Origin of the sequence: Photobacterium sp. GB-72, assembly GCF_003026095.1 — a bacterium.
GTDB lineage: Bacteria > Pseudomonadota > Gammaproteobacteria > Enterobacterales > Vibrionaceae > Photobacterium.
The window spans coordinates 110,353-136,431 of record NZ_PYNV01000004.1 but is presented as its reverse complement, the minus strand read 5'-3'; the positions used below and the strand labels follow the sequence as shown (position 1 = coordinate 136,431).

At 42.9% G+C, this 26,079-nt stretch carries 22 protein-coding genes; 9 read left to right on the top strand and 13 right to left on the bottom strand.

All coding sequences use genetic code 11. The features are described 5' to 3' along the window. Positions 1 to 210: 210 nt before the first annotated feature. The 8 genes from C9J40_RS07245 (at position 211) to mutT (ending at position 6,655) form a co-directional block, all read left to right on the top strand. A complete protein-coding gene (locus C9J40_RS07245) occupies positions 211 to 654 on the top strand; it encodes a pilin (RefSeq protein ID WP_107246341.1) in 444 nt (147 codons plus the stop codon). Between the two features lie 9 nt (positions 655 to 663). After that, the gene (pilB, locus tag C9J40_RS07240) at positions 664 to 2,349 is read left to right on the top strand and encodes a type IV-A pilus assembly ATPase PilB (protein ID WP_107246340.1); all 1,686 of its coding nucleotides are present in this window, start codon (positions 664 to 666) and stop codon (positions 2,347 to 2,349) included. A 43-nt stretch (positions 2,350 to 2,392) separates the two neighbouring features. Further along, complete coding sequence (locus tag C9J40_RS07235) at positions 2,393 to 3,616, top strand: type II secretion system F family protein (protein ID WP_107246338.1); 1,224 nt, start codon at positions 2,393 to 2,395, stop codon at positions 3,614 to 3,616. Between the two features lie 117 nt (positions 3,617 to 3,733). Beyond that, positions 3,734 to 4,603, top strand: a complete 870-nt coding sequence (locus C9J40_RS07230) for an A24 family peptidase (RefSeq protein ID WP_107246336.1) — start codon at positions 3,734 to 3,736, stop codon at positions 4,601 to 4,603. A gap of 3 nt (positions 4,604 to 4,606) precedes the next feature. Then, complete coding sequence (gene coaE, locus C9J40_RS07225; protein ID WP_107246335.1) at positions 4,607 to 5,212, top strand: dephospho-CoA kinase; 606 nt, start codon at positions 4,607 to 4,609, stop codon at positions 5,210 to 5,212. A gap of 64 nt (positions 5,213 to 5,276) precedes the next feature. Beyond that, a complete protein-coding gene (gene zapD, locus C9J40_RS07220) occupies positions 5,277 to 6,023 on the top strand; it encodes a cell division protein ZapD (RefSeq protein ID WP_369917495.1) in 747 nt (248 codons plus the stop codon). A 7-nt stretch (positions 6,024 to 6,030) separates the two neighbouring features. Beyond that, positions 6,031 to 6,246 carry a DNA gyrase inhibitor YacG gene (yacG, locus tag C9J40_RS07215; RefSeq protein WP_107206559.1) on the top strand — a complete coding sequence of 72 codons (216 nt, stop codon included), beginning with the start codon at positions 6,031 to 6,033 and terminating at the stop codon, positions 6,244 to 6,246. A 4-nt stretch (positions 6,247 to 6,250) separates the two neighbouring features. After that, the gene (gene mutT, locus C9J40_RS07210) at positions 6,251 to 6,655 is read left to right on the top strand and encodes an 8-oxo-dGTP diphosphatase MutT (RefSeq protein WP_107246333.1); all 405 of its coding nucleotides are present in this window, start codon (positions 6,251 to 6,253) and stop codon (positions 6,653 to 6,655) included. Positions 6,656 to 6,761: 106 nt separating this feature from the next. On the opposite strand, the gene secA is transcribed toward mutT, so the two are convergent. Beyond that, complete coding sequence (secA, locus tag C9J40_RS07205) at positions 6,762 to 9,494, bottom strand: preprotein translocase subunit SecA (protein WP_107246332.1); 2,733 nt, start codon at positions 9,492 to 9,494, stop codon at positions 6,762 to 6,764. A gap of 429 nt (positions 9,495 to 9,923) precedes the next feature. Between secA and C9J40_RS07200 the strand changes: the two genes are divergently transcribed. After that, a complete protein-coding gene (locus tag C9J40_RS07200) occupies positions 9,924 to 10,382 on the top strand; it encodes a DUF721 domain-containing protein (RefSeq protein WP_199188055.1) in 459 nt (152 codons plus the stop codon). Positions 10,383 to 10,452: 70 nt separating this feature from the next. Here C9J40_RS07200 and lpxC read toward each other — a convergent pair whose 3' ends face one another. The 12 genes from lpxC to C9J40_RS07140 form a co-directional block, all read right to left on the bottom strand. Then, positions 10,453 to 11,370 (bottom strand): UDP-3-O-acyl-N-acetylglucosamine deacetylase, encoded by a 918-nt coding sequence (lpxC, locus tag C9J40_RS07195; protein WP_005371241.1) that lies wholly within the window; start codon positions 11,368 to 11,370, stop codon positions 10,453 to 10,455. Positions 11,371 to 11,653: 283 nt separating this feature from the next. After that, positions 11,654 to 12,796 (bottom strand): cell division protein FtsZ, encoded by a 1,143-nt coding sequence (gene ftsZ / locus C9J40_RS07190; protein ID WP_005371240.1) that lies wholly within the window; start codon positions 12,794 to 12,796, stop codon positions 11,654 to 11,656. A gap of 32 nt (positions 12,797 to 12,828) precedes the next feature. Further along, on the bottom strand, positions 12,829 to 14,085 hold the full coding sequence (gene ftsA, locus C9J40_RS07185) for a cell division protein FtsA (protein ID WP_005371239.1): 1,257 nt from the start codon (positions 14,083 to 14,085) through the stop codon (positions 12,829 to 12,831). Positions 14,086 to 14,097: 12 nt separating this feature from the next. Beyond that, positions 14,098 to 14,883 (bottom strand): cell division protein FtsQ/DivIB, encoded by a 786-nt coding sequence (locus tag C9J40_RS07180; RefSeq protein ID WP_107206555.1) that lies wholly within the window; start codon positions 14,881 to 14,883, stop codon positions 14,098 to 14,100. 273 nt (positions 14,884 to 15,156) lie between these two features. Next, on the bottom strand, positions 15,157 to 16,620 hold the full coding sequence (gene murC / locus C9J40_RS07175) for a UDP-N-acetylmuramate--L-alanine ligase (protein WP_107246330.1): 1,464 nt from the start codon (positions 16,618 to 16,620) through the stop codon (positions 15,157 to 15,159). 15 nt (positions 16,621 to 16,635) lie between these two features. After that, positions 16,636 to 17,700: an undecaprenyldiphospho-muramoylpentapeptide beta-N-acetylglucosaminyltransferase gene (gene murG, locus C9J40_RS07170; RefSeq protein ID WP_107246329.1), complete on the bottom strand. Its 1,065-nt coding sequence runs from the start codon at positions 17,698 to 17,700 to the stop codon at positions 16,636 to 16,638. After that, entirely contained in the window at positions 17,687 to 18,997 is a 1,311-nt protein-coding gene (ftsW, locus tag C9J40_RS07165; RefSeq protein WP_107206552.1) for a cell division protein FtsW, read from the bottom strand. Before ftsW ends, murG begins: the two co-directional genes overlap by 14 nt. Next, a complete protein-coding gene (gene murD / locus C9J40_RS07160) occupies positions 18,997 to 20,337 on the bottom strand; it encodes a UDP-N-acetylmuramoyl-L-alanine--D-glutamate ligase (RefSeq protein WP_107246327.1) in 1,341 nt (446 codons plus the stop codon). The genes ftsW and murD overlap by 1 nt, the downstream gene beginning before the upstream one ends. Positions 20,338 to 20,339: 2 nt before the next feature. After that, positions 20,340 to 21,422, bottom strand: a complete 1,083-nt coding sequence (gene mraY / locus C9J40_RS07155) for a phospho-N-acetylmuramoyl-pentapeptide-transferase (protein ID WP_107206550.1) — start codon at positions 21,420 to 21,422, stop codon at positions 20,340 to 20,342. Continuing rightward, entirely contained in the window at positions 21,422 to 22,804 is a 1,383-nt protein-coding gene (murF, locus tag C9J40_RS07150; protein WP_107246326.1) for a UDP-N-acetylmuramoyl-tripeptide--D-alanyl-D-alanine ligase, read from the bottom strand. The genes mraY and murF overlap by 1 nt, the downstream gene beginning before the upstream one ends. Continuing rightward, positions 22,801 to 24,318, bottom strand: coding sequence for a UDP-N-acetylmuramoyl-L-alanyl-D-glutamate--2,6-diaminopimelate ligase (gene murE / locus C9J40_RS07145; protein ID WP_107246325.1), 1,518 nt, complete (start codon positions 24,316 to 24,318; stop codon positions 22,801 to 22,803). Before murE ends, murF begins: the two co-directional genes overlap by 4 nt. A gap of 3 nt (positions 24,319 to 24,321) precedes the next feature. Beyond that, positions 24,322 to 26,079, bottom strand: coding sequence for a penicillin-binding transpeptidase domain-containing protein (locus C9J40_RS07140; protein ID WP_107206547.1), 1,758 nt, complete (start codon positions 26,077 to 26,079; stop codon positions 24,322 to 24,324).

Below are 26,079 nucleotides of genomic sequence, written 5' to 3'. Positions count from 1 at the left end.
TGAATTTTATAAAAATCAAATCTAATTACGCGCGGTTACTCGCTTTGCTCTTTGCAACTTCTGCAACGCATTATTTTTTTTTACTACCCATGCCGAGCTATCCCTTTTTTATTATTCACTCTAACAATAAAGCCTCTATCCTGAACTTAATTCCATTCGCGAATTTATGACGTTAACGCATTTATTATTTTGTTACTTAAGGACAGAGAAATGAAAAAACAACAGGGTTTTACACTTATTGAATTGATGATCGTAGTAGCGGTTATTGGTGTATTAGCAGCAATTGCTGTGCCGCAATATCAAAATTACATAAAAAAATCAGAGCTAGGTGCAGGTCTTGCGACTATTGCAGGATTAAAAGTAAATTTAGAAGATAAAATCGCAACTGATGCTAATTTTCCAGCTTATTCTGTCGCAGAAGCTAAAACAAACATTGGCGCACCTTCAACTGCAATTGGTACCATCTATACATTAGCAGACGCGTCTGCTTCAAGTGCTGGTTCAATTGTCATTAAATTTACTGGTGGTCAAAATTCGGGTAAAAAGCTTGCTGTTGTTCGTGATGGTGCTGGTAATTGGACATGTAAAACAGATGCAACCTCATCATCAACATATCCTAAAGGATGTACGAATGCATCCATTGCTAACCCATAAGTAGTATTAATGCAAACCAATCTCGCTTCTATCTTGGCTCAAGCTAATTTAATTAGCCCAGAGCAAGAACAACAAGTAGTCGAGTTTGTAACGGCGGAAGGGATTAACGTCCCGACCGCCTTAACCCGTTTAGGTGTCCTCAGTGACCTAGATTTAGCCGATAACCTCGCTAATTTATTTGGCTTACAAAAAGTTGATGTTCACCACTATGACTATGACGGTTGTTGTCAAAGTGTTTACCAACGTGAGTTAGTACTGCGTCATCGCGCACTGCCATTAACTCAAGATGCCAATAGCCTATTTCTAGGGGTTAGCGACCCCACTAATGTGGATGCGCAAGACGAATTTCGTTTTGCAATCGGTAAAACTGTTGAGTTTCTAATTTTAGAAAACAAACAGTTAGAATCTGCCATTCGCCGTGTTTACGGCAGTGATATTGGTGAAACTAGCCACAGTAAACAAGTCAGTGATGCCGATTTAGGTGAACTGGTTGATATTAGCGATGCTGAGCTCGATGATGCTACCGATTTAAGCCAAGACAGCGCCCCCGTTACCCGTTATATCAACCAAGTGTTATTAGATGCTGTGCGTCGTAAAGCCTCTGATATTCATTTTGAACCTTACGAGCATAACTATCGAATTCGTTTTCGCTGTGACGGTATTTTGCATCAGCATTTAACCCCACCAGCGAGTTTGTCACGCCGTTTATCGACCCGTTTAAAGGTTATGTCAAAGCTCAATATTGCCGAGCGCCGTCAACCACAAGATGGACGAATAAAGCTAAAACTCTCTGATAATTTGGCGATTGATTTACGTGTTTCGACCCTACCGACGCTATGGGGTGAAAAAGTCGTACTGCGGATATTAGATAGCTCAGCCGCTAATCTTAATATTGATATTCTCGGCTATAACGATAAACAAAAATCCGATTATTTAACTGCCCTTGAGCGCCCACAAGGGATGATATTAATTACCGGTCCAACAGGTAGCGGTAAAACCGTCTCGCTATATACTGGGCTAAATATTTTAAATACCGATGAGCGCAATATTTCGACTGCCGAAGATCCAGTAGAAATTAACTTACCCGGTATTAACCAAGTACAAATTAATCAACAAGTCGGTTTAAGCTTTGCCGATGCCCTGCGTTCATTTTTGCGTCAAGATCCCGACATTGTCATGGTAGGGGAAATTCGTGATTTAGAAACTGCCTCCATTGCAGTAAAAGCTGCTCAAACGGGGCACTTGGTATTATCAACCCTGCATACGAATTCTGCCGCTGAAACCATTACCCGTTTAACCAATATGGGAGTGGAAGATTTTAACCTCGCTTCATCGCTGAGCTTAATTATCGCCCAGCGCCTTGCCCGTCGTTTATGTAACAGCTGCAAACAGCCCCACTCGCTTGACCCAATCACCTGTCAGCGATTAAACCTACCGCAAAATTCCAGTGTATATAAAGCCAATAACGCAGGGTGCGATGATTGCAATAAAGGCTACGCAGGGCGCGTCGGTATTTATGAAGTCATGGTATTTAGCCGCGAAATCGCCGAAGCCTTAATGACCAATGCTACCGCGCTGCAATTAGAAGATATTGCCGCCCAGCAAGGGATGAAACGACTCAAAGAATCAGGCATTGAAAAGCTAACTGACGGCATTACCAGTCTTGCCGAATTACAACGGGTATTACAGTTATAACCTTCCCTACTTTGTATTAATTGTTTGATAGAGAATTCCGCTTATGAGTACAGCAGCCACTAAAATTCGTTACTACAACTGGCGGGGAACCAACCAAGCAGGACGTAAAGTCTCTGGCACCACTTTGGGCTTTCAAGAACAAGAAGTGCGTCACCAACTGCTTGAACAAAAAATTGTGGTCAAAAAAATCAAGAAAACCTCCCCCTCTTTTTTGACCAAAATGCGCGATCAAATGAAAGGGGAAGATGTCACTGCAGTAACCCGTCAGCTCGCCACCATGATAGAATCCGGTGTGCCTGTGGTGCAAGCCTTGCAATTAATGGCAGGTAGTTATAATAAAGCCGAAATGCGAGCTACTTTATTGCAAATCACCACCCAAGTGGAATCTGGCGCCTCGCTGTCTAGCGCGATGCGCTCAAGTTCACCTCTGTTTGATAAATTCTTCTGTGATTTGGTGGCAACTGGTGAACAAACCGGTCACCTAGGACAAGTCTTTGCCCGTATTGCGGTATATCGCGAAAAAAACGAAGCGATGCGAAAAAAAGTTATCAAGGCGATGATTTATCCTGCAATGGTCACGTTAACTGCCGTGCTTGTTACCGTAATGATGTTAGTCTTTGTTATTCCGCAGTTTGCCCAAATCTTTTCAAGCTTTAATGCTGAACTGCCATTATTTACCCAATTTGTTGTTCATGCTTCAGATTTTCTTATCGCTTATGGCGTCTATCTTGGAGCTGGTGTTGGAATAGCCGTTTTTCTTTACCGCTATTTTTATAAAAAATCTGATGATTTTCGCTATAAAGCTAATCGGTTTGCCTTAAAGTTGCCTATCTTTGGCGATGTGTTATTAAAAGCCACCATTGCCCGTTTTGCTCGTACTTTAGCCACTACTTTCATGGCAGGTATTCCACTGTTATCCGGTATTCAATCAGCAGGAAGAACCTGTGGTAACCTGTATATCGAAAAGGCAATCGAAGAAGTTTACGAAAGTACCGCTGGCGGTATGCCGCTGTATTTAGCCCTACGTCAATCAGGGGTCTTTCCTGAACTCATGTTACAAATGGTGATGATTGGTGAAGAATCGGGCTCACTTGATGACATGCTTAATAAAATGGCGCAAATCTATGAAGCCGATGTTGATAATACCGTTGATAACCTCGGACAAATTTTAGAACCTTTCATTATTATTATTTTGGGTGGCTTAATCGGTGGCTTACTGATTGCTATGTATATGCCAATCTTCACGTTAATGAGTGTGATGGGTTAATACTATTTTAGTAACCACCTTATAAGTTAATCACTGTATTCATTTCACATAATCATCGGCTAGGAACACCTAGCCGTTTGCCTTACAATAACCGCCTAATTTTTAAGAGATCCTCACATGGCAGTACTTTCCTATTACCCTTGGTTATATCCCCTTTTTGCCGTTATTTTTGGTCTGTTAGTCGGTAGTTTTTTAAATGTGGTGATTTACCGCTTGCCGATCATGATGGAGCGTCAATGGCGTAAAGAGTGCCAAGAATGTTTTCCTGAAATGGATAACAAGCCAGACGATTCGGTCTTTAATTTAAGTGTGCCACGTTCACGCTGCCCACACTGCAATCACGCTATTAGTGCGCTGGAGAATATTCCAGTGATCAGCTGGCTTGCTCTAGGCGGCAAATGCAAAGGATGCAAAGCGCCAATCAGCAAACGCTACCCAGCTATTGAATTACTGACCGCAGTTATGAGCTTAACGGTATCACTGATGCTGCCGCCAACATGGTGGGCAATCGCGGTGATCTTTTTCACCTTCGCGTTAATTGCGCTTACCTTTATCGATATCGATAAAATGCTATTGCCCGATCAAATTACCTTACCGTTAATGTGGGCGGGTATTTTGCTCTCTGTAATGGGTATTAGCCCTGTATCTCTGACCGATTCGGTGATTGGTGCAATGGCAGGTTACTTATCGCTGTGGAGCGTATTCTGGGTCTTTAAGCTACTGACAAAAAAAGACGGCATGGGCTATGGTGACTTTAAATTACTCGCCGCATTAGGTGCTTGGCTTGGCTGGCAGTTACTACCGTTTGTAGTGTTACTCTCATCTTTAGTCGGCGCGCTGTGCGGTATTGTGTTACTCAAAATGCAAGATGCTGATAACCAGACGCCATTCTCATTCGGCCCTTACCTTGCGGTTGCGGGTTGGATTGCATTGTTATGGGGCGAGCCTATTGTGAATTGGTATGTTACTTCGTACTTAGGAATGTAGATAATGAGTATTGTCATTGGCCTAACAGGCGGAATTGGTAGCGGTAAAACCACGGTTGCTAACTTATTTGCTGATAACTACGGCATTGATATTATTGATGCAGATATTGTTGCACGTGAAGTCGTCGAGCCGAATACCGTCGGTTTGAACACTATTATCGAAAAACTTGGTGCTGATATTTTACTTGAAGATGGTACGTTAAATCGGGCAAAACTGCGTGAGGCTATTTTTAGTCAGCCTGAATTAAAGCAATGGTTAAATGAGCTACTTCACCCATTGATCCGTGAAAAAATGCTCCATGATATTAAATTGAGCAAATCTCCCTATTGTTTGTTAGTTGTGCCATTAATGGTTGAGAATAACCTACAAACCCTCACCAATCGTTTATTGGTTGTTGATGTCGATGAGCAAACCCAAATCGAACGAACACAACAACGTGATAATGTCTCAATTGAGCAAATCAAAAATATCTTAGCGAGCCAAGCAACGCGCCAACAACGGTTGGATGCCGCAGATGATGTCATTACTAATTTTGGTGATAGTCCAGCATTAACATTACAAATCGCGCAACTTCACAGGCAATATCTCAAAATGGATCATGAGCTGTAGTAAAATGACGTCTTAACTATGATAATTCTTATTACGATCTTGGCTCCTGTTTGGTATTCCCTTTATGCAAGCTACGCAAATGACGCGCTATGAACACCCTTTGACAGAAAAAGTCCGTATTTATTTACGCCTTGATTATCTCTTGCAACAAATGCATCACAGCAGCAACCAAAATGATCCTTGGCAATATAAAATCTTCTTCCATGCCCTTTTTGATTTGCTTGAGATCTTAGACCAAGTACAAGTTAAAACCGATCTTGCCAAAGATATAGAGAAACAACGTCAGCAACTGATGAATTGGTTAAACATTGATGGTGTTGACGAGTATGCGCTGCAACAAATGATCGATTCGATGGAACAAGCCCATAAAGCGTTAATTTCATCTCCTCGCCTAGGACAGAATCTACGAGAAGATCGTTTTCTTTCCAGTATAAAACAACGTTTCTCGATTCCAGGTGGTAGTTGTTGTTTTGATCTGCCCTCATTACATCACTGGCTGCACCTTAGCGATGAACACAAACAACAGGCAATGAAAAGCTGGTTACATGAGCTTTCAGAACTTAACGAAGCACTCAATCTCTGGTTGAAGTTAACCCGAGAAAGCGCACAATATAAAACCAATCATGCCCGTAATGGCTTCTTCCAGTATGACGCTGAAGATGCCTGTTTATTACGGCTAGAAATTTGCGCTAAAGATGGCGTTTATCCTATGATATCGGGACATCGTAGTCGCTTTGCTATTCGTTTCTCTCCCTTTGTGGAAGGAGATCCTGTCGCAAGCGATATTGAATTTAAATTAGCCATTTGCTGAGGTTTTTGTGTCTCAATCAACAACCAATACCAATATTACTGTCGTAAAGTGTCCTACCTGTAAAACTGAAGTGGTTTGGGGTGAGCAGAGTCCATTTCGTCCTTTTTGCTGCAAACGCTGTCAATTGATCGATCTTGGCGAATGGGCGGAAGAAGAAAAATCTATTCCCGGTGCACCTGATCTATCAGATTCAGATGGCTGGTCTGACGATATGGGTTACTAACAGTATGGATAAGAAGCAAGTTTGGATTGCGGCAGGCATTATTTTAGATACAGAGAAAAAGCATATTTTCATTACCCGCCGTGCCGATAAAGCGCATCAAGGTGGCTTATGGGAGTTTGCTGGCGGAAAAGTAGAAACAGGTGAAACAGCAAAGCAAGCGGTTATCCGTGAACTGCAAGAAGAAGTCGGTATTCATGCCACTGACGTTGAACCTTTTATTAGCCTTGCTCATGATTATTCAGATAAATCATTAAAGTTTGATTTCTTTCTGATCCATCAATTTGATGGCGAAGCCTTTGGTAAAGAAGGTCAACCGGGGGAGTGGGTCGCTATCAATGCACTTGCTGATTACCCTTTCCCTGATGCTAATCAAGCTGTACTCGATAAAATACAGCAGTCTTTCGCTTAATAAATTAGCTGAAGATCCACTAGAATCTACATCATTAGCCTTGATTTTCAGCCAATAAAAAAGTCGCCCTAGAGCGACTTTTTTAGTATCTACAATAAGAACAATCTTAATTGATCTTACCGTGACATTGCTTGTACTTCTTACCAGAACCACAAGGACAAGGCTCATTACGACCTACTTTACGCTCTTCACGCTCGTAAGTACCTTGTTGAGCTTCAGGCTCTTCTGATGACTCATCAGTGATTTGGCTTTCTGCACTTTGATGCTGGAACTGTTGACGACGTGCTAGCATTTCTGCCATTTGACGACGCTCTTCTTCCATGCGATCAACTTCTTCCTGCTGCTGTACACGTACCTTGCTTAAGATAGAAACAACATCACTCTTCAAGTTATCTAGCATTTCTTCAAACAGTTCAAACGATTCACGCTTGTATTCCTGCTTAGGGTTTTTCTGTGCATAACCACGTAAGTGAATACCTTGACGCAAGTGATCCATTGCCGCTAAGTGTTCTTTCCATAGCGTATCAAGGTTCTGTAGCATCACTGTTTTCTCGAAGTTACGTAGCACTTCAGCACCAACAACTGATTCTTTCTCACGGTAAACTTCAAGCGCTTTTTCTACAATGCGCTCACGAAGTGCTTCTTCGTAAAGTTTATCTTCGGTATCAAGCCAGTGTTGAATTGGTAGCTCAAGATCGTAATCATCTTTCAGGCGAGTTTCTAGCCCTTTGATATCCCACATTTCTTCAAGCGATTGTGGTGGAATGTAGCTATCCATTAATGCATTTAGCACGTCTTCACGGTTGTGCTCAATCATTTCGCTGATATCTTCAGCATGCATTAATTCATCACGTAATTCGTAAACCACTTTACGCTGATCGTTAGCAACATCATCAAATTCAAGCAACTGCTTACGAATATCAAAGTTACGACCTTCAACTTTACGTTGCGCGTTCTCGATAGCCTTTGATACCCAAGGGTGCTCAATCGCTTCGCCTTGCTCCATACCTAACTTCTTCATCATGCCTGAAACACGATCTGAAGCGAAGATACGCATTAAGCCATCTTCCATAGATAGGTAGAAACGAGAAGAACCTGCATCCCCCTGACGACCCGCACGACCACGTAGCTGGTTATCGATACGACGAGATTCGTGACGCTCAGTACCAATGATGTGCAAGCCACCTGACGCTAAGACTGCATCATGTTTTTCTTGCCATTTGGTTTTGATCTTCGCGATTTGATCTTCAGTTGGATTATCGAGTTTTTCAACATCAGTCTTCCACGAACCACCCAGCATGATATCGGTACCACGACCGGCCATGTTAGTTGCAATAGTTACCGCACCCGGCGCACCCGCTTCTGCGATAATATCCGCTTCTTTTTCGTGGAATTTTGCGTTTAGTACGTTATGTTTAATGCCTTCTTTCTTAAGCGCATTAGACAGTAACTCTGATTTTTCAATCGATACTGTACCCACCAAACAAGGCTGACCGTTTTGTACACGCTCTTTGATATCTTGGCTAATTGCAGCAAACTTTTCTGTTTCTGTCATGTAAACCAAGTCACCGTTATCGATACGCGCCATTGGACGGTTAGTAGGAAGTACAACCGTATCTAGACCGTAGATAGACTGGAATTCAAACGCTTCAGTATCAGCCGTACCTGTCATACCAGAAAGCTTATCGTATAAACGGAAGTAGTTCTGGAAAGTAATCGATGCTAACGTTTGGTTCTCGTTTTGGATCTTCACGCCTTCTTTCGCTTCAACGGCTTGGTGAAGACCTTCTGACCAGCGACGACCCGGCATTGTACGACCAGTGTGTTCATCAACGATGATCACTTCGTCATCTTGAACGATGTAATCAACGTCTTTTTCAAAGAGTACGTGTGCACGTAAACCCGCATTTACGTGGTGCAACAAGCTAATGTTTGCTGGAGAGTACAAGGTATCGTGCTCTGCCATTAAGCCATTTTTAATCAATAGCTCTTCAACAAACTCCTGACCATTTTCAGTTAAATAAGCTTGCTTCGATTTTTCATCGACTGTGTAGTGACCTTCACCACGGTACTCTTCACTATCTTCTTTATCTTGACGAACTAGTAAAGGAATTAATTCATTGATCTTAATGTACATTTCAGAGCTGTCTTCAGCAGGACCTGAAATGATAAGCGGAGTACGTGCTTCATCGATTAAGATGGAGTCAACTTCATCGACTACTGCGAAGAAACGTTCGCGTTGAACACGATCTTCTGGACGGAATGCCATATTATCGCGCAAGTAGTCAAAGCCAAATTCGTTATTTGTTCCATAAAGGACATCTGCGGCATACGCTTCTTTTTTTGCCGGTGGTGACATATTAGGAACATTTACACCTACAGTCATGCCGAGGAATTCAAATAACTCACGGTTAGTTTCGGCATCACGTGCTGCTAGGTAATCGTTCACGGTTACGATATGAACGCCTTTACCTGTTAAAGCATTTAAGTATGAAGGAAGAGTTGCTGTCAGAGTTTTACCTTCACCGGTACGCATTTCTGCAATTTTACAATCATTCAATACCATACCGCCAAGCAGCTGGACATCGAAGTGGCGCATACCGTAAATACGCTTGGATGCTTCACGAACGGTCGCGAAGGCTTCTGGTAGTAGTTGATCTAGCGTTTCACCTTGCTCTAAACGCTCACGAAATTCAGCTGTTTTTGCTTTCAGCTCATGATCTTGTAGGCTTTCAAATTGAGGCTCTAGCTTATTGATTTGATCAACAATTTTGCGCATACGACGCAGAGTGCGGTCGTTACGGCTACCGATAACTTTAGTCAGTAGTTTTGATAACATGGCGATGCCGTTTTCTCTTTGTTATATCAGCGTATCTATTGCTGAATCGCTTAATCTGGTTTCATTCTCTGGGGGACCGTAAGCAATCCCTGTCCCACTAGAATCGCCACAATGGTGACTAAGAGGATAATCCTGAAACTGTGTCATACTAATATTGCGTCATGAAAACCACTTTTCAAGGGGGCTTCATCAATAACCATCACCAAATAAAACGAGATGGCAATTTAACGCTTAAATACAACGCTGGCAGTAACAACACTTGCAGGTACATCTTTCAAGATATATTAACCTATATGAGTGATATAATAAGTCATATTAGTGTCATCGCCTATGAGAAAAGCAGGCTTAACACTTTTTATATTCGCAAAATTAGGATCATATCCGCAATTTTTCAACTTTGAGCAACATCATTACTTAGGATCACAGACGATGAGAGATCACCGTCCCCAAACTACCGGGGATCTTTTAGAGCAAACTGGGCTTAATAATATTCAACAACGAGCTATCGCATTAAGCCAGTTAAATACCGCGGTAAAGCAGCATATCAATTGTGCTGAACATTGCCGTGTGAGTAATTATCGTCAAGGTATTTTAATTGTAGAAACCGAATCTGCAGCTTGGTCGATGCGTCTTAATTACGAACGCCACACTTTGATGATGAAGTTACGAGAAACGCTATTGCCTAAGTTGCAAGATATTGAAATAAAAGTGAACCCTTCTCTTGCTGCAGTACAGAAGCAGCAACAAGAAAAAATACCCGATATTATACAAAAGCCCATCACAGAAGTTGCTGCTCAGCACCTCTTAGCAACGGCCGCAACCGCGCCAGAAAAAGTAAAAAAACGCTTAGAACGCCTTGCTTTATTAGCACAAAAACAAAAACGTTAGTGTAAATAAAACCAGATACAAAAACGCCGAGCAACTGCTCGGCGTTTTTTAATTCTTTTCGCATTTGGTATTAAGCAAGAACCATTCCTGGTTGAGCAAAAGTAACCGGTACCTGCTGCTCATCTTCAAAAGTGGACCATTCATAGGCTTCTTGATCAGCAAGTACTGCACGTAATAACTGGTTGTTTAATGCATGTCCTGATTTATAAGCACGCATTTCACCAATAATGTTATGACCACACATGTAGAGATCACCAATGGCATCCAATACTTTATGAGTCACTAACTCATTGTCAAAACGCAAACCATCATCATTAAGAATACGATAATCATCCAGTACAATAGCGTTATCGAAACTACCACCTAAACATAAGTTTTGTGATTGTAAGTATTCGATATCACGCATGAAACCAAAGGTTCGAGCGCGACTGATATTTTTAACAAAAGACTTACTTGAAAAATCTAACACTAGACGCTGCTGATCTGATTCAATCGCAGGGTGGTTAAACTCGATAGCAAAATCCAGACGGAAACCGTTATAAGGAACGAGCTCCGCCCATTTGTCGCCATCTTCAATGCGAACAGGTTTTTTGATACGTAAAAAACGCTTAGGCGCATTCAACGTTTCAATGCCTGCAGATTGAAGCAGGTAGATAAATGGGCTCGCGCTACCATCCATAATAGGAATTTCAGGTGCGTTAACTTCGATAATCACGTTATCGATACCCATACCTGCTAGTGCTGCATTCAAGTGCTCAACCGTTGAAATACGCACGCCCTCTTCATTTACAAGAGCTGTACATAACATGGTATCACGCACAGAATCTGCATTTGCAGGAAAATCCACAGGAGGATTTAAATCTGTACGACGATAAATCACGCCTGTATTAGCGGCTGCAGGACGCAGAATAAGCGTCACTTTACGTCCAGAGTGGAGACCCACACCAGTCGTTTGCACAATGCTTTTAAGTGTACGTTGTCTGATCATCTGCTCATATCTCAACTGTTAAACAAACTTTTGTCACAAGCAACAAGGCTAAATAACACCCATTATCAGGCACAATTACGCGAAATGGGCATAAATAATACCATAAGCTACTAAATATCCAAAATAATTTGACATAGGCTAAGTGAGTGCCTTTAAACTAATCGTTAAAGGCACTAATAAGTTACTGATTATGTTGCGATAAAACCAAATATTTCAATACCGATATATTTAGTCTCATTGAGTTTTTATATACTCAATCAGCATCACCTATTAACTATAGATATTAGTCAGCTTGTTTACGCAAAAATGCAGGAATATCTAAGTAATCATGATCAGCTTGTGGCTTAGCTGCCGTTGCTTGACCATCATTATTAGTTACTGTCTTTTCTTCAGCAACAACTGTTTTTTCTTGTGCTACTGTCGCTTGAACAGGCTTAGATGAAGTCACTAGCGTAATATCCGCTTTCACTTCTTTACCAATACCTGTAGCAACAACTGTTACACGCAGTTCATCAGTCATATCTGGGTCTAAAGATGTACCGATAACAACAGTTGCGTTATCAGAAGCGAATGCTTTCACTGTGTTACCCACAGTTTCGAATTCGTCTAGACGCATGTCCATACCGGCAGTGATGTTAACAAGGACACCACGTGCACCCGCTAGATCGATATCTTCAAGTAGTGGACTAGAAATTGCCATTTCAGCCGCTTCTTCAGCACGGTCGTCGCCAGAAGCAACACCGCTACCCATCATCGCATGACCCATTTCAGACATTACTGTACGTACGTCAGCAAAGTCGACGTTGATCATACCAGGGCGTGTGATTAGCTCAGCAATACCTTGAACAGCGTTCTTAAGAACGTCGTTTGCTTTAGCAAAAGCGTCAAGCAATGTGATTCCACGACCAAGTACTTTTAGTAGCTTTTCGTTTGGAATCGTAATCAATGAATCAACATGCTTAGAAAGCTCATCGATACCTTGCTCAGCAAAAGCCATACGCTTCTTACCTTCGAAGCTAAATGGTTTAGTCACCACCGCAACAGTAAGAATACCTAGCTCTTTTGCCACTTCAGCAATGATTGGAGCAGCACCTGTACCAGTACCACCACCCATACCAGCAGCAATGAAGATCATATCAGAGCCTTCTAGCTCTTTTTTGATTGCTTCACGGTCTTCTAGTGCAGAATCACGACCTACTTGTGGGTTAGCACCCGCACCCAAACCTTTAGTGATATCACCACCGATTTGAATAACTGTACTTACGCTTGTTTTACGTAGTGCTTGTGCATCAGTGTTAACACTAATGAACTGCACGCCTTCGATAGATTCACGTACCATGTGATCGACAGCATTACCGCCGCCGCCGCCAACGCCAATGACCTTAATTACCGCTTCATCAGACATTTCCATCATCGGTTCAAACATGTGTTCTCTCCGTTATCCTGTTCGCATCAGGTTTAAAATTCTTTTTTTAACCAACCACTAATTCGTGAAAATAAACCAGTAACTGAACGTTTCGGTTCTAATTCATTTTCATCAAATGATTGACTGTCCTTTCCGTAATGCAGTAAGCCTACTGCAGTTGCATAAGTTGGGGCCTGAACATAGTCAGTTAAACCACTTAACTCTAAAGGTTGGCCAATACGCACTTGGTGACGGAACACCCGTTCTGCACATTCTGTCAAACCTTCCATTTGTGCAGCGCCCCCGGTTAGGACGATGCCCGCAGCTAAGTGGTGTTTAACACCCGCTTCACGCAACTGTTCTTGTACTGTTAACAGCTTTTGATTAACCAGCCCCAGCAATTCGCTGTAACGAGGCTCTATCACTTCTGCTAGTGTTTGGCTTTGTAAGCTACGAGATGGTCGACCTCCAACACTTGGGACATCAACCTTAGCATCTTTACTCACCAATTCACTCAGCGCACAGCCGTATTTCACTTTAATATCTTCAGCGTCACCCGGCGGTGTACCAAATGCATAAGCAATATCACTGGTTACTACATTACCCGCATACGGAATTACTGCCGCATGTCGTAATGCACCACCAGACCAAATAGCAAGATCCATCGTACCGCCGCCGATATCGACAACACATACGCCGAGCTCTCGCTCATCCGGTGTCAGTACAGCATAGCTTGATGCTAATCCTGAAAAAATCAGATGATCAACTTTCAAGTCACAACGCTCTACTGCTTTAACGATGTTTTTCGCCATGTCATTGTGACACGTGATCAAATGAACACTGGCTTCCATACGAACTCCTGATAAACCAACAGGGTTTTTAATCCCCTCTTGATAATCAATAGCAAACTCCTGAGGAATTACATGTAAAGTTCGTTGTTCATCGCTTAATTTTACTGACTTCGCCGTATGAATAACATTATCGACGTCGTCTTGTGTCACTTCTTTTTCAGAAATTGGCACCATGCCTTTTTCTGTTTGGCAACTAATATGTTTACCTGATAACGACAAGTACACGGAACTGATTTGGCATTCAGCCATTAATTCAGCTTTATCAACGGCTCGTTGTACTGATTTAACAACAGATTCAAGGTCATTGACCCCGCCTTTGTCCATTCCGCGTGACGGACTGCTTCCCATTCCGATAACATTCACCGTGTTATCGGGCAGCACTTCCCCAACCAAAGCCGTAACTTCGGATGTGCCGATATCAAGACCAACGATAAGTTTTTGATCTGCAGCCTTAGTCATTAACACACGCTCTTATTTGGTATCCGATACATGAGCATCATGTTCCGGTATTGTTTTCCAACCCACAGCTGCGCCAGTATCATAACGCAAATCCACATATTTTATCGGTTTATTCAGTTTTACTAATTCTGGATAAATTTCGATAAAACGCTTAAGACGCTCCATTCGAGCCTCTCGGCCCAAGTCAAGCGTAATGCCATTGGCTAATAAGATTCGCCAAGCTCGACGTTCATTTAATGATAACGACGCGATACTTAAGCCAGCGTTCTTCAGTAAGGGACGCATTTCTCGCAATGCAGCTAATACTTCTTCACTGCTAGCCTCAGGGCCAGAGAGGTTAGTAAGGTTTAAATCTGCAACTTGCTCAGCAGGCGCTTTAAATACTTGGCCCTCTTTATTAACCAAATATTTATGATCCCATTGCGCTACTGGTTGGTTTTCTACAATGAAAACTTTGATCGTATCAGGCCATTGTTTTCGTACTGCAGCATGAGCAACCCACGGCAGTGCCTCTACATGAGCCTGAATAGTATTAACATCTTGGGTCATGAAAGTACCAAGATGATCAATTGTTAATATCGTCTGGCGTACATTGTCTTTGGTTAGATAATGCAATTGTCCTTGAATCACTAATTGTGACAAGGGCAGTCGGTTAGTATCTGTCATCCAGCTTTTTGTTGCACTGAATAACCAAACCGTAAAACCAATGACAAAGAGGAAAAACGCCAATCCACCCCAGCGCGACCACTTTTTTGGCGATGGGTGTATATACTCTTGGTCTACGACTTCTTCAGTCATTGTTTACTCTTCGCTTTACTCATTCAGCTTCACCTTACCATATAGGTATAAATTAGCTGACAGCTATCTCAGATGTTATAAGCAAAGTTAAACGATTATACCGAGCAACTCGACCCACTCCAACACTCATGAGGCGTTTTATGTACACAACCTGAGAATAATTTTGTATATATCTACCAAAATATCGAAAAAAACAAAATAACTGGCTATTGTCTACACAATCTATAGCCAGCTATTATCATTTTCGACGTATACATGTTGCCATATACTAATTTATACGTCTTTTTTCATCGTCTCGATATTCAACTTCATTTCTGCTAGCTGACGCGCTATTTTGCCGACATCACCTGCACCTTGTGTCAAAACTAAATCATCATTTTGAATAATATTTGCAAGAATGGCTGGCAACTCTTCGGCTTCAGGTACGAAAATAGGATCAATTTTGCCACGAGAGCGAATAGTACGACATAACGCTCGACCATCAGCTCCAGCAATAGGTGCTTCACCAGCAGAATAAACATCAAGCATCACTAATACATCCACTTGATCGAGGACGTTTGCAAAATCATCATAGAGATCACGAGTACGACTATAACGGTGAGGCTGGAAAATCATCACTAAGCGTTTATCCGCCCACCCAGCACGTGCAGCTTGAATCGTTACATCCACTTCGCTTGGGTGATGACCATAATCATCCACCAGCATTACGTTACCATTGCCCGTTTCAAACTCCCCTAAATGATCAAAACGTCGACCCGTCCCCTCAAACTCAATTAACGCGCGCATGATAGCATCATCATCAACGCCTTCTTCTGTAGCAACAGCAATCGCTGCCGTTGCATTTAAAGCATTATGCTTACCGGGCATATTCAGGGTGATATTAAGCGCTGGTTTATCTTTGCGTAATACAGTGAAATGACCTTGCTGTCCTGTTTGCGTATAATTTGTAATGCGAACACCTGCGTCTTCTGCAAAACCATAAGTTAGCATTGGACGACCCACACGCGGCAGTAATTCACGTACCACAGGATCATCAATACACATTACCGCCAACCCGTAAAATGGTAGGTTATGTAGGAAATCAATGAAGGTTTGCTTTAATACTTCAAAATCGCCGCCATAAGTATCCATATGATCAGCTTCAATGTTAGTGACCACACACACCATAGGTTGAAGATGCAAGAAAGAGGCATCACTTTCATCTGCTTCTGCGATTAAATAACGACTGCAACCTAAACGTGCATTAGTACCTGCACTTTTTACTAAGCCACCATTAACAAACGTTGGATCTAAGCCCGCTTCAGAATAAATCTGTGTCGTTAATGCTGTCGTTGTTGTCTTACCGTGCGTACCAGCAATAGCGATACCATGACGATAGCGCATTAGTTCTGCTAACATTTCAGCACGGCGTACAACAGGAATTCGCAATTCAGTCGCCGCCATCAGCTCAGGGTTTTCTTTGCTAATTGCCGTAGAAGCAACAACAACGCTAGCACCTTGAATATTTTCAGCTGAATGACCAAAAAAGATCTCTGCACCTTTCGCTGTCAAACGGTTTGTTACAGCATTCGGCGCAATGTCAGAACCACTAATACGGTAGCCTTCGTTTACAAGTACTTCAGCAATGCCGCTCATACCTGCACCACCAATGCCAACAAAGTGAATTCGCTCAACACGGCGCATCTCTGGCACCATTGTACGAATTTTTGCTAATTGCTGGTTATCCAGTTTATTCATCACTTTGTTCCCGTATTAATTTTTTACTAGTGATTTAATCACGTTAGCTACTCGTTCATCGGCATCGATAATAGCAGCTTCTCGTGCAGCACACGCCATTGTTTCAAGCGTATGACGATCTAATTGTTGAATTTCATTCGCTAAATTTGACGCCGTCAAATCCATTTGCTCAATCATTTTTGCAGCGCCACATTGCACCAAATGATCGGCATTGAGTGCTTGTTGACGATCTTTGTGCATAAATGGAATAAAGATGGCACCAACACCGGCAGCAGACAATTCAGAAACGGTTAGCGCCCCAGAGCGACAAACCACTAAATCAGCCCAACTATAAGCGGCAGCAACATCATCAATAAACTCAGTAACTTTGTGAGGTGTGGTGGTTTGTTCGTTATAAGCTTGTTCTGTTGATTGCTGGCTACCTTTACCTGCTTGGTGCCAAATGGTAACGCTATCACCTAACACCTTTGCCACTTCAGGCATGGTTTGGTTCAAAATACGTGCACCCTGACTGCCGCCCATCACCAAAATACGAATCGGCCCTGTACGCTCTGCAAATCGTTCTACAGGAGCAGGTAAAACTGTCACATCATGGCGAACAGGATTGCCCACAACGTCTTTATTTGGAAATGCTCCTGGAAATGCTTGTAGTACTTTAGCGGCAATTTTTGACAGCCACTGATTCGTTAAACCTGCTACGGCATTTTGCTCATGCAATACAACAGGAACACCTGATAACCAAGCCGCAACACCGCCAGGACCGCTAACATAACCTCCCATGCCAAGTACAACATCAGGCTGCCATGCTTTAATATATTTACGGGCTTGTAAAATAGCCCCCACAATCTTAAATGGTGCAGTCAGTAAACGCAGTACACCTTGACCACGTAACCCTTTCACTTTGATGAAATCGATTTCAATGCCATGCTTAGGCACTAAATCTGCTTCCATACGATCTGCGGTACCTAACCAGCGGATCTCCCACCCCTGTTGTTGCAATTTTTGTGCAACAGCAAGACCAGGAAAAACATGACCGCCAGTACCACCCGCCATTACTAATAAACGTTTATTCTTTGCCATGAGCGTCTTTTTTATCATTATTTAATTGAGTAGGCTCACTAAGTAAAGCCTCAGGGTCGATAGCAACTTGCTGCACCGCTCCGTCCATATTATCAAGCGCTTCATCATCAATTTCAGCCGGCTCTGCTGACTCAAATTTCTCCGCGACGCGCTGCTCAAAATCAATACGAATCAGAATGGCAACCGCAGCTGCCATAATAAATAAACTGGAACCACCGTAACTGATAAGTGGTAACGTTAGACCTTTAGTTGGAACAATACCTGCAGCAGCACCAACGTTAACAAGGGTTTGGAATGCAAACCAAAAGCCAAAGCCAAATGCCAGAAATCCACCAAACAGCAAACCACTTTCAAGACATTTACGACCAATCATTAAGGCCTTGTAAACCAGCGCAAACAGTAAACACAGTACAACAATAACGCCAGCTAAGCCTAACTCTTCAGCTAATACCGCAAATACAAAGTCTGTGTGCGCTTCAGGAAGATAAGCCAACTTTTGAATTGAATTACCTAAGCCTTGTCCAAACCATTCACCACGACCAAATGCCATTAATGACTGAGTGAGCTGATAACCACTACCGTAAGGATCTTGCCATGGGTTAAGAAATGACGTTACGCGGCGCATACGATAGGGTTCTAAAACGATCAGAAAGGCAATACCCACAAGAGCGGTACCTAGCATCATCAAAAATTGCCAAAGTTTTGCACCAGCGATAAATAGCATACCGATAGTGGTAACGAACATTACTACCGATGAACCTAAATCGGGCTGCATCAGCAATAGCACACAAAGAATCCCCAAGACGGCAAGCGGTTTTAAGAAGCCAATGAAGCTACCGCGCACTTGGTTATATTGTCTGACGAGGTAACCTGCAAGAAATATGAATAAAGAGAGCTTGGCAACCTCGGCAGGCTGAAGGTTAAATATGCCTAATGGGATCCAACGTGCAGCACCATTAACTGAACGACCAATGATTAACACAACTGCAAGTAAAATTATGGATACCAACAACATCGGGAAACTATATTGCTTCCATTTAGCTAATGGTATTTGCAATACAATGGCAGCAATAAAAATTGCACCACAAAGAAAAAACGCATGACGATAGGCAAAATAAAATGGAATACCTGTAAGGCGTGTCGCGACAGGAATAGAAGCCGATGTCACCATCACCAGGCCTGTGATCATCAATGCAATAGCGATCCAAACCAATTGGCGGTCATACAAACAGGGCTTACTAGGCTTAATAAACCAGCCCCCCACAGCGGCAAATCCATTACGGATCATTTTTAACATCAAATATTTCCTGAAACCGAATCTTGTAACTGAATCGCTTGTTCAACAAAAGCATCACCACGTGCCATGAAGTTGGCAAATTGATCCCAACTAGCACAAGCAGGCGATAATAAAACCATATCTCCAGATTGAACGGTGCGGCTAATACAGACCATAGCTTCACTCATGGTTTCAACACTGATGGCGTTATCAACAACATCGTTAAATAAGTGTCGATCACGACCAAAGCTATACAACTGTACGTTTAAGTCAGCTAAAACCGGTTTTAGTTCACTGAACTCGGCTCCTTTACTATCGCCGCCCATCAATAGATGCAATTTGCCCTCAAGTTGCAAACCATTCAGCGCAGCTAACGTGCTTGCAAGGTTCGTGGCTTTTGAATCATTAACCCATCGAACACCATGACGATTAACCGCAAGTTGGCAACGATGCGCAAGGCCGGTATAACGTTGCATTGCACGACATGCTGCATCACGCGGGATCCCTGCTGCATCAGCAAGTGCAAGTGCTGCTAAACAGTTGGCAACATTGTGGCGGCCAACTAAAGCAATATCAGCCACAGCCATTACAGCTTCACCGTTCACCGCTAGCCACTCTTTGCCATTCACTAAGACAATGCCATAGTCTTGATCATCAAAACCAAAGCTTGTCATTGCACCACTAAATTGAGTCGGTTTGGTTGCTAAATCATCACGATTGAAAACAGCCAGCTTTGCGTGATCAAAAATACGCATCTTTGCTTGGCTATATTGTGCTAAACCGCCAGGGTAGCGATCCATGTGATCTTCTGAAAGATTTAAGTAAACAGCGGCTGTTAACTCAAGAGAAGTCGTCGTTTCTAACTGGAAGCTCGAAAGCTCTAATACATAAAGTGCATGTTGTTGCGCCAGCATATCAAGGGCTGCAAAGCCAATATTACCGCCAACGCCAACATTAACTCCCGCTTCTTTTGCCATTTCACCGACTAAGCTCGTTACGGTACTCTTACCATTTGAGCCAGTAATTGCCACAACAGGTTTATCAACTTCACGCGCAAACAGCTCAATGTCACCAACAATTTCAACACCGGCTTCAGCTGCAACGACAAGCTCTGGCGTTGCTAGTGCAATACCAGGGCTTGTAACGATCAAATCCGCAGACAATAACCATTCGCTATTCCATTGACCGCTACATAGCTCAACAGAATCTGGCAATTGATCTTGGCCGGGCGGATTGTCACGAGTATCAATGACTTTAATGGTCAGTGACTGTGGTAGACGCATTAAATGATTGACAACAGATAACCCTGTCATACCTAGACCGATAACAACGATTGTATTCACACCAGCCAAGCCTTTCATTTTTAACGAACCTTAAGCGTTGCTAACGCAATCAATACCAACATCAGTGTAATAATCCAAAAGCGCACAATAACACGTGGCTCTGGCCAGCCTTTTAATTCGTAATGGTGATGGATAGGCGCCATACGGAAGATACGTTGGCCTCGTAGTTTGTATGATCCTACTTGTAGAATTACCGATACGGTTTCCATTACAAACACACCACCCATGATCACAAGTAGTAGCTCTTGGCGAACAAGCACAGCAATCGTACCCAGTGCGCCACCCAGTGCTAATGAGCCCACATCGCCCATAAAGACTTGGGCTGGGTAAGTGTTAAACCATAAGAAACCAAGACCGGCACCAACGATAGCAGTACATACAATCACTAGCTCGCCAGCATCTTTGATGTACGGAATATGAAGATATTCGGCGTAGTTAAAGTTACCTGTTGCCCATGCAATAAAAGCCAGGCCTGCCGATACCATGACGGTCGGCATGATCGCCAAGCCATCAAGACCATCAGTTAAGTTAACGGCGTTACTGGTACCGACAATCACAAAGTAAGTCATAACGATGTAGAACAAACCTAGTTGTGGCATAACATCTTTAAAGAAAGGCACCACAAGCTGAGTCGCAGCCGTGTCTTTACCGTATGCATATAGTGCAAATGCGACAACAAGTGCAATCGCTGATTGCCAGAAGTACTTCCAGCGCGCAATCAAACCGTCCGTGTTTTTACGAACAACTTTACGATAATCATCAACAAAACCGACTGCACCATAACCCAACATGACAACCAATACAGCCCAGACATAAGGGTTAGTTAAGTCACACCAAAGCAATACAGTAAATGTTATTGCTGCTAGGATCATGATACCGCCCATCGTTGGAGTACCACGCTTGCTAAAGTGTGATTCAGGACCTTCATTACGTACGACTTGACCAATTTGCAACATTTGCAAACGGGCAATCATCCGAGGCCCCATCCATAACGAAAACAGCAATGCTGTTAGAATACTCATGATCGCTCGGAATGTTAGGTATTCGAACAATCGGAAAAAAGGGAGTGTTGACTGAAATTGTTCAGCTAACCAGTAAATCATTATTTATCTTCCTGCAAGGCTGCAATTACGTCTTCCATCTTTGAACTTCTTGCACCTTTTACTAGCACAGTGACAGTCTCAATATCAGGTTGACGAGAATATTGTTGTAATTGTTGTTTCAGTGACATGATTAGCGAATCTTTATCACTGAAGTGTTGTCCTTGATTGAGCTCACTAACCACAGCGCTTGAGTGACCAAACGTCATCACACAATCAAGCTGTTTTTCTAGAGCATATTCGCCCACTTCTCGGTGTAGATTATCACTTTCTTCACCCAGTTCAGCCATATCGCCAAAAATGAAGTAGCGCTTACCTTCAAAGCTTGCTAACACATCAATCGCAGCTTTTACCGCAGCAACACTGGCGTTATAGGTATCATCAATCAGACGTAACCCTGCATGAGGCTCTGTAATATCAAGACGACCTTTTACATTCGCCATGGTTTCTAGCCCAGCTTTAACATCAGCTAATGTCGCCCCTAAGGAGACGGTTAACGCCGCAGCAGCTAATGCATTTGACACATTATGCATGCCCGCAAGTGCTAAATTAATCTCGATCTTGCCGATTGGGGCGCACATTGTAAAACAGGCTAACCCTTGAGTGGTAATCTTTATCTTCTCGGCAAAATAATCCGCTTGATGCGAGTCTGTCGAGAATGTTAATACTTGATGATCTGCTAATAGTGGCTGCCATAACGCTAAATCATTCGATTCGAGATTAATAATCGCAGTACCGTTTTCTACCAACCCTTCGAAGATTTCACCTTTGGCTTTTGCTACACCTTGTAACGAGCCGAAGCCTTCTAAATGCGCAGCTGCAATATTATTAATCAACGCTACATTAGGCTTAACTAAATTTGTGGTATACGAGATTTCATTTTGATGATTAGCACCAAGCTCAATAACTGCATATTGATATTCAGGCGTTAAACGCAATAACGTCAGTGGCGCACCAATGTCATTATTAAAATTACCAGCGGTTGCTAAGACTTGACCTTTATTAGCCAAAATCGCAGCAGACATTTCTTTTACCGTTGTTTTACCGCAACTTCCAGTTAATGCTAATGTCTTTAAGCCATACTTTTCAGTCATTTGTGCTTTGAGCCATGCACCCATCATTCCTAAAGCAATGCGTGTATCACTAACCACTAACTGTGGTAATTCAACCGGTAAGGGTTTACTTACCAACAGCGCTTTTGCACCATTATCCTTCGCTGTTTGACAAAAATCATGAGCATCAAAACGCTCACCTTTTAACGCGATAAATAACGTTTCTGATGGGATATTACGTGTATCTGTCGATACTGCAGCAATTGCAACATCAGCGCCAATTAACTCGGCATTTAATGCCGATGCAAGCTGACTTAGTTGAACGTCAATCATGCCAACTCCTTTAATAATGCAGCTACCGTTTCGCGGTCAGAATAATGAATAGTGCGATCAGCGAGAATTTGATAATCCTCATGCCCTTTACCTGCCACTAAGATAATATCTTGGCAAGAAGCGTGAGTAAGTGCATGACGACAAGCCGTTTCACGATCATGAATAATAGTCGCGGATTCTGGAGAAATAAGACCAGCAAGCATATCGTCAACAATATCTTTAGGATCTTCACTGCGAGGGTTATCGTCAGTCAGAATAATTTGATCTGCAAGGCGCTCGGCAACTTCAGCCATCATAGGGCGTTTACCGCTATCACGATCACCACCACAACCAAAAATACACCATAACTTACCGTCACAATGCACACGTAGTGCTTGCAATGCTTTCTCTAACGCATCCGGCGTATGAGCATAATCGACCACCATCATAGCTTTGTCAGTGTCTTGAAAAACTTCCATGCGTCCAATTACTGCTTGTAATTGGGGGGCTTTTTCAAGTAAATCCGCCATTGAATGGTTTGTCGCGAGTAATGTGGCTAATGCTAACAACAAGTTGGTGGCATTAAATGAACCAACCAAAGGCGCAGTAAACTTACCTTGTCCCCAACTCGAGTCAAACTCAATGGTGACACCTTGGGTACTGAACTGCACTTCTGTTGCCCACAGCTTTAGCCCTGCATGGTTGACAACCGCTTGTGGATCAATCGCTACCGCCACCGCATTCGGTATATCTTTAAGCCATGACGCCCCGACAGCATCATCTGCATTGATGATCGCAATGCCACTTTGATGTTCAGTGAACAATGACTTTTTAGCGTCAGCATAATTTTGCATGTTGCCATGATAATCTAAGTGATCACGACTTAAATTGGTAAAGATGCTCGCTTTGAAATGAAGATCACGGATACGACCTTGAACCAATCCATGCGATGAAACCTCCATCGCAGCAAAATCAGCCCCTTGCTCTACCAGTTGAGCTAAAGTTTGTTGAATTTCAATCGCGCTACCTGTGGTATTAGCAGCAGGTTTTAAATCAACCAACAAACCATTTCCGGTCGTCCCCATCACACCCGCTTTGTAGCCAACAAGGTTCGCCCATTGGGCTAATAATTGACTGATGGTGGTTTTACCATTGGTTCCCGTGACGGCATACAGTGCCAGCTTTTGATCGGGATGATCAAAGAAACGTCCAGCAATTGCGGAAAGCTTATGATTAAGATCCTGAAGGTAAACAATATACACGCCATCTTTAAGCGCTATATCGCCTTCATTAGCGATCCCATCAGCCTCTGCAATAATCGCGCTTGCACCCGCCTTTATCGCCGTATCAATAAATCGACGACCGTCAACAGTATGTCCATTCACCGCTGTAAATAAACTTCCTGCGGTGACTTCTCTACTGTCTAATGTTATCGCGTCAATCTGGCTTTCTGTAAGTTCAAGAGGCAACTTATCAATTGCAAGCCATGGTGATAACAGCGCCCCTAATTTCATCACACTCTTCGACGATGCCATTATTTAGACTCCCTTATCCAGATCAACTTTATGTAACGTATCGGCATCTGGCGGCACATTTAAAATCTGTAAAGCACTGCCTAATACTTTAGATAGAATTGGCGCAGCAACAGCACCGCCATAGAAAACTTTACCTTTCGGCTCATTAACCATAACGACGATCGCTAAACGTGGTTTACTGATCGGTGCAACACCGACAGTATAGGAGAAATAATCATCACCATAACCACCAGCAATCGCTTTTTTCGCGGTACCCGTCTTCACACCTACACGGTAACCAGGAACAGCTGCACGCCAACCACCGCCACCACCTTTTTTATCGGTGACTGACTCAATCATTAACAAGACTTTTTTAACAATCGCTGGATCGAGCACTTGCTCACCCGGTACGACTCTTTCAGTCTTTAGTATTGATAGTGGTCGCTTAATGCCATACGCGCCCAACGTTGTGTAAGCATGCAGCAACTGAATCGGTGTTAACGATAAACCATAACCGTACGCTAACGTCGCACGTTCAATATCAGACCAACGGTAACGGTTAGGGAAGTGGCCTGTTGTTTCACCAATCAAGTTAATACCAGATGGCTCATCAAAACCGACTTTACGATACGTATCAAGGATGTAGTCAACAGGCATTGCGAGTGACAACTTGGTCACCCCGATGTTACTCGATTTTTGTAGAATGCGCTGTACCGTCGCTAACGGTTCAACACGTGAAACATCGGTTATAACCTTACTACCAACACGGAAATGCTTACTTTGAGGGATCGCAATTAAGGTATGTTCATTCGCAATACCGTGTTTCATCGCGGTATACACGACAAATGGCTTAACCGTAGAGCCAGGTTCAAAAGTATCGGTAATGACGCGGTTACGCATCTTATAGGGTTGACGATCATTGCGATTATTTGGGTTAAACGACGGCGCATTAACCATCGCCAAAATTTCCCCCGTACGCACATCAGATATAGCGATGCTAACTGACGTTGCAGGAATATCCATCACGCCTTCTTTTGCCGCTCGATACGCGACAGCCTGAATTCTCTGATCAATACTGAGCTGTAATGGCTTACCCGGTTGACGCTTTTGTTGAGATATATTTTCAACCACGCGGCCGTAACGGTCTTTACGTACGGTACGTCGACCCGGCTCACCCGTTAACCAACCATCGTAGGTTTTCTCGACACCATCAAGACCATGGCCATCAATACCGGTAAAACCTAATAAGTGTGCACTAACTTCACCTGAAGGGTAAAAACGACGAGATTCATCTTTTAAGCCAATACCGGGAAGTTTTAATTTATGGACGTAATTTGCCATTGCAGGACTAACTTGACGAGCAAGATAAATAAAGCGGCGATTTTTCTTTGTTTCTAATTCATGTAATAGCCAAGTGCGATCGAGATCCAGTACATCAGCTAATGCATGCCATCGCTCTACATCACTTAAGCCACCATGCTTAAATATTTCTGCAGGGTTTGCGAATACAGCTTGAACAGGCACACTAACAGCCAGCTGTTCACCGTTACGATCAGAGATAATACCGCGCGCAGAAGGCATCAACTTAGTACGTAAAGAACGCGCATCACCTTCTTGAATAAGGCGACCCGGTTCCAGTACCTGAATATAAGCGGCACGAGCAATTAAGCCGAAAAATCCTAACAGGATAAAAATACAAACAACAGTAAAGCGCCATTTAATAAATGGTTTCGCTTTCTTGGTTACGCTATTTTTCGACGTCGAACGATTGAATAATTTCAT

Bases quoted from the DNA above. Each gene is read 5' to 3' on its own strand.
- C9J40_RS07230 (WP_107246336.1), top strand. From the start codon at position 3,734: ATGGCAGTACTTTCCTATTACCCTTGGTTATATCCCCTTTTTGCCGTT.
- zapD (WP_369917495.1), top strand. From the start codon at position 5,277: ATGCAAGCTACGCAAATGACGCGCTATGAACACCCTTTGACAGAAAAA.
- C9J40_RS07245 (WP_107246341.1), top strand. From the start codon at position 211: ATGAAAAAACAACAGGGTTTTACACTTATTGAATTGATGATCGTAGTA.
- ftsZ (WP_005371240.1), bottom strand. From the start codon at position 12,796: ATGTTTGAACCGATGATGGAAATGTCTGATGAAGCGGTAATTAAGGTC.
- ftsW (WP_107206552.1), bottom strand. From the start codon at position 18,997: ATGTTAAAAATGATCCGTAATGGATTTGCCGCTGTGGGGGGCTGGTTT.
- murF (WP_107246326.1), bottom strand. From the start codon at position 22,804: ATGATTGACGTTCAACTAAGTCAGCTTGCATCGGCATTAAATGCCGAG.
- ftsA (WP_005371239.1), bottom strand. From the start codon at position 14,085: ATGACTAAGGCTGCAGATCAAAAACTTATCGTTGGTCTTGATATCGGC.
- C9J40_RS07200 (WP_199188055.1), top strand. From the start codon at position 9,924: ATGAGAGATCACCGTCCCCAAACTACCGGGGATCTTTTAGAGCAAACT.
- mraY (WP_107206550.1), bottom strand. From the start codon at position 21,422: ATGATTTACTGGTTAGCTGAACAATTTCAGTCAACACTCCCTTTTTTC.
- pilB (WP_107246340.1), top strand. From the start codon at position 664: ATGCAAACCAATCTCGCTTCTATCTTGGCTCAAGCTAATTTAATTAGC.
- mutT (WP_107246333.1), top strand. From the start codon at position 6,251: ATGGATAAGAAGCAAGTTTGGATTGCGGCAGGCATTATTTTAGATACA.
- C9J40_RS07235 (WP_107246338.1), top strand. From the start codon at position 2,393: ATGAGTACAGCAGCCACTAAAATTCGTTACTACAACTGGCGGGGAACC.
- murC (WP_107246330.1), bottom strand. From the start codon at position 16,620: ATGAATAAACTGGATAACCAGCAATTAGCAAAAATTCGTACAATGGTG.
- murG (WP_107246329.1), bottom strand. From the start codon at position 17,700: ATGGCAAAGAATAAACGTTTATTAGTAATGGCGGGTGGTACTGGCGGT.
- lpxC (WP_005371241.1), bottom strand. From the start codon at position 11,370: ATGATCAGACAACGTACACTTAAAAGCATTGTGCAAACGACTGGTGTG.
- murD (WP_107246327.1), bottom strand. From the start codon at position 20,337: ATGAAAGGCTTGGCTGGTGTGAATACAATCGTTGTTATCGGTCTAGGT.
- secA (WP_107246332.1), bottom strand. From the start codon at position 9,494: ATGTTATCAAAACTACTGACTAAAGTTATCGGTAGCCGTAACGACCGC.
- C9J40_RS07140 (WP_107206547.1), bottom strand. From the start codon at position 26,079: ATGAAATTATTCAATCGTTCGACGTCGAAAAATAGCGTAACCAAGAAA.
- murE (WP_107246325.1), bottom strand. From the start codon at position 24,318: ATGGCATCGTCGAAGAGTGTGATGAAATTAGGGGCGCTGTTATCACCA.
- C9J40_RS07180 (WP_107206555.1), bottom strand. From the start codon at position 14,883: ATGACTGAAGAAGTCGTAGACCAAGAGTATATACACCCATCGCCAAAA.
- coaE (WP_107246335.1), top strand. From the start codon at position 4,607: ATGAGTATTGTCATTGGCCTAACAGGCGGAATTGGTAGCGGTAAAACC.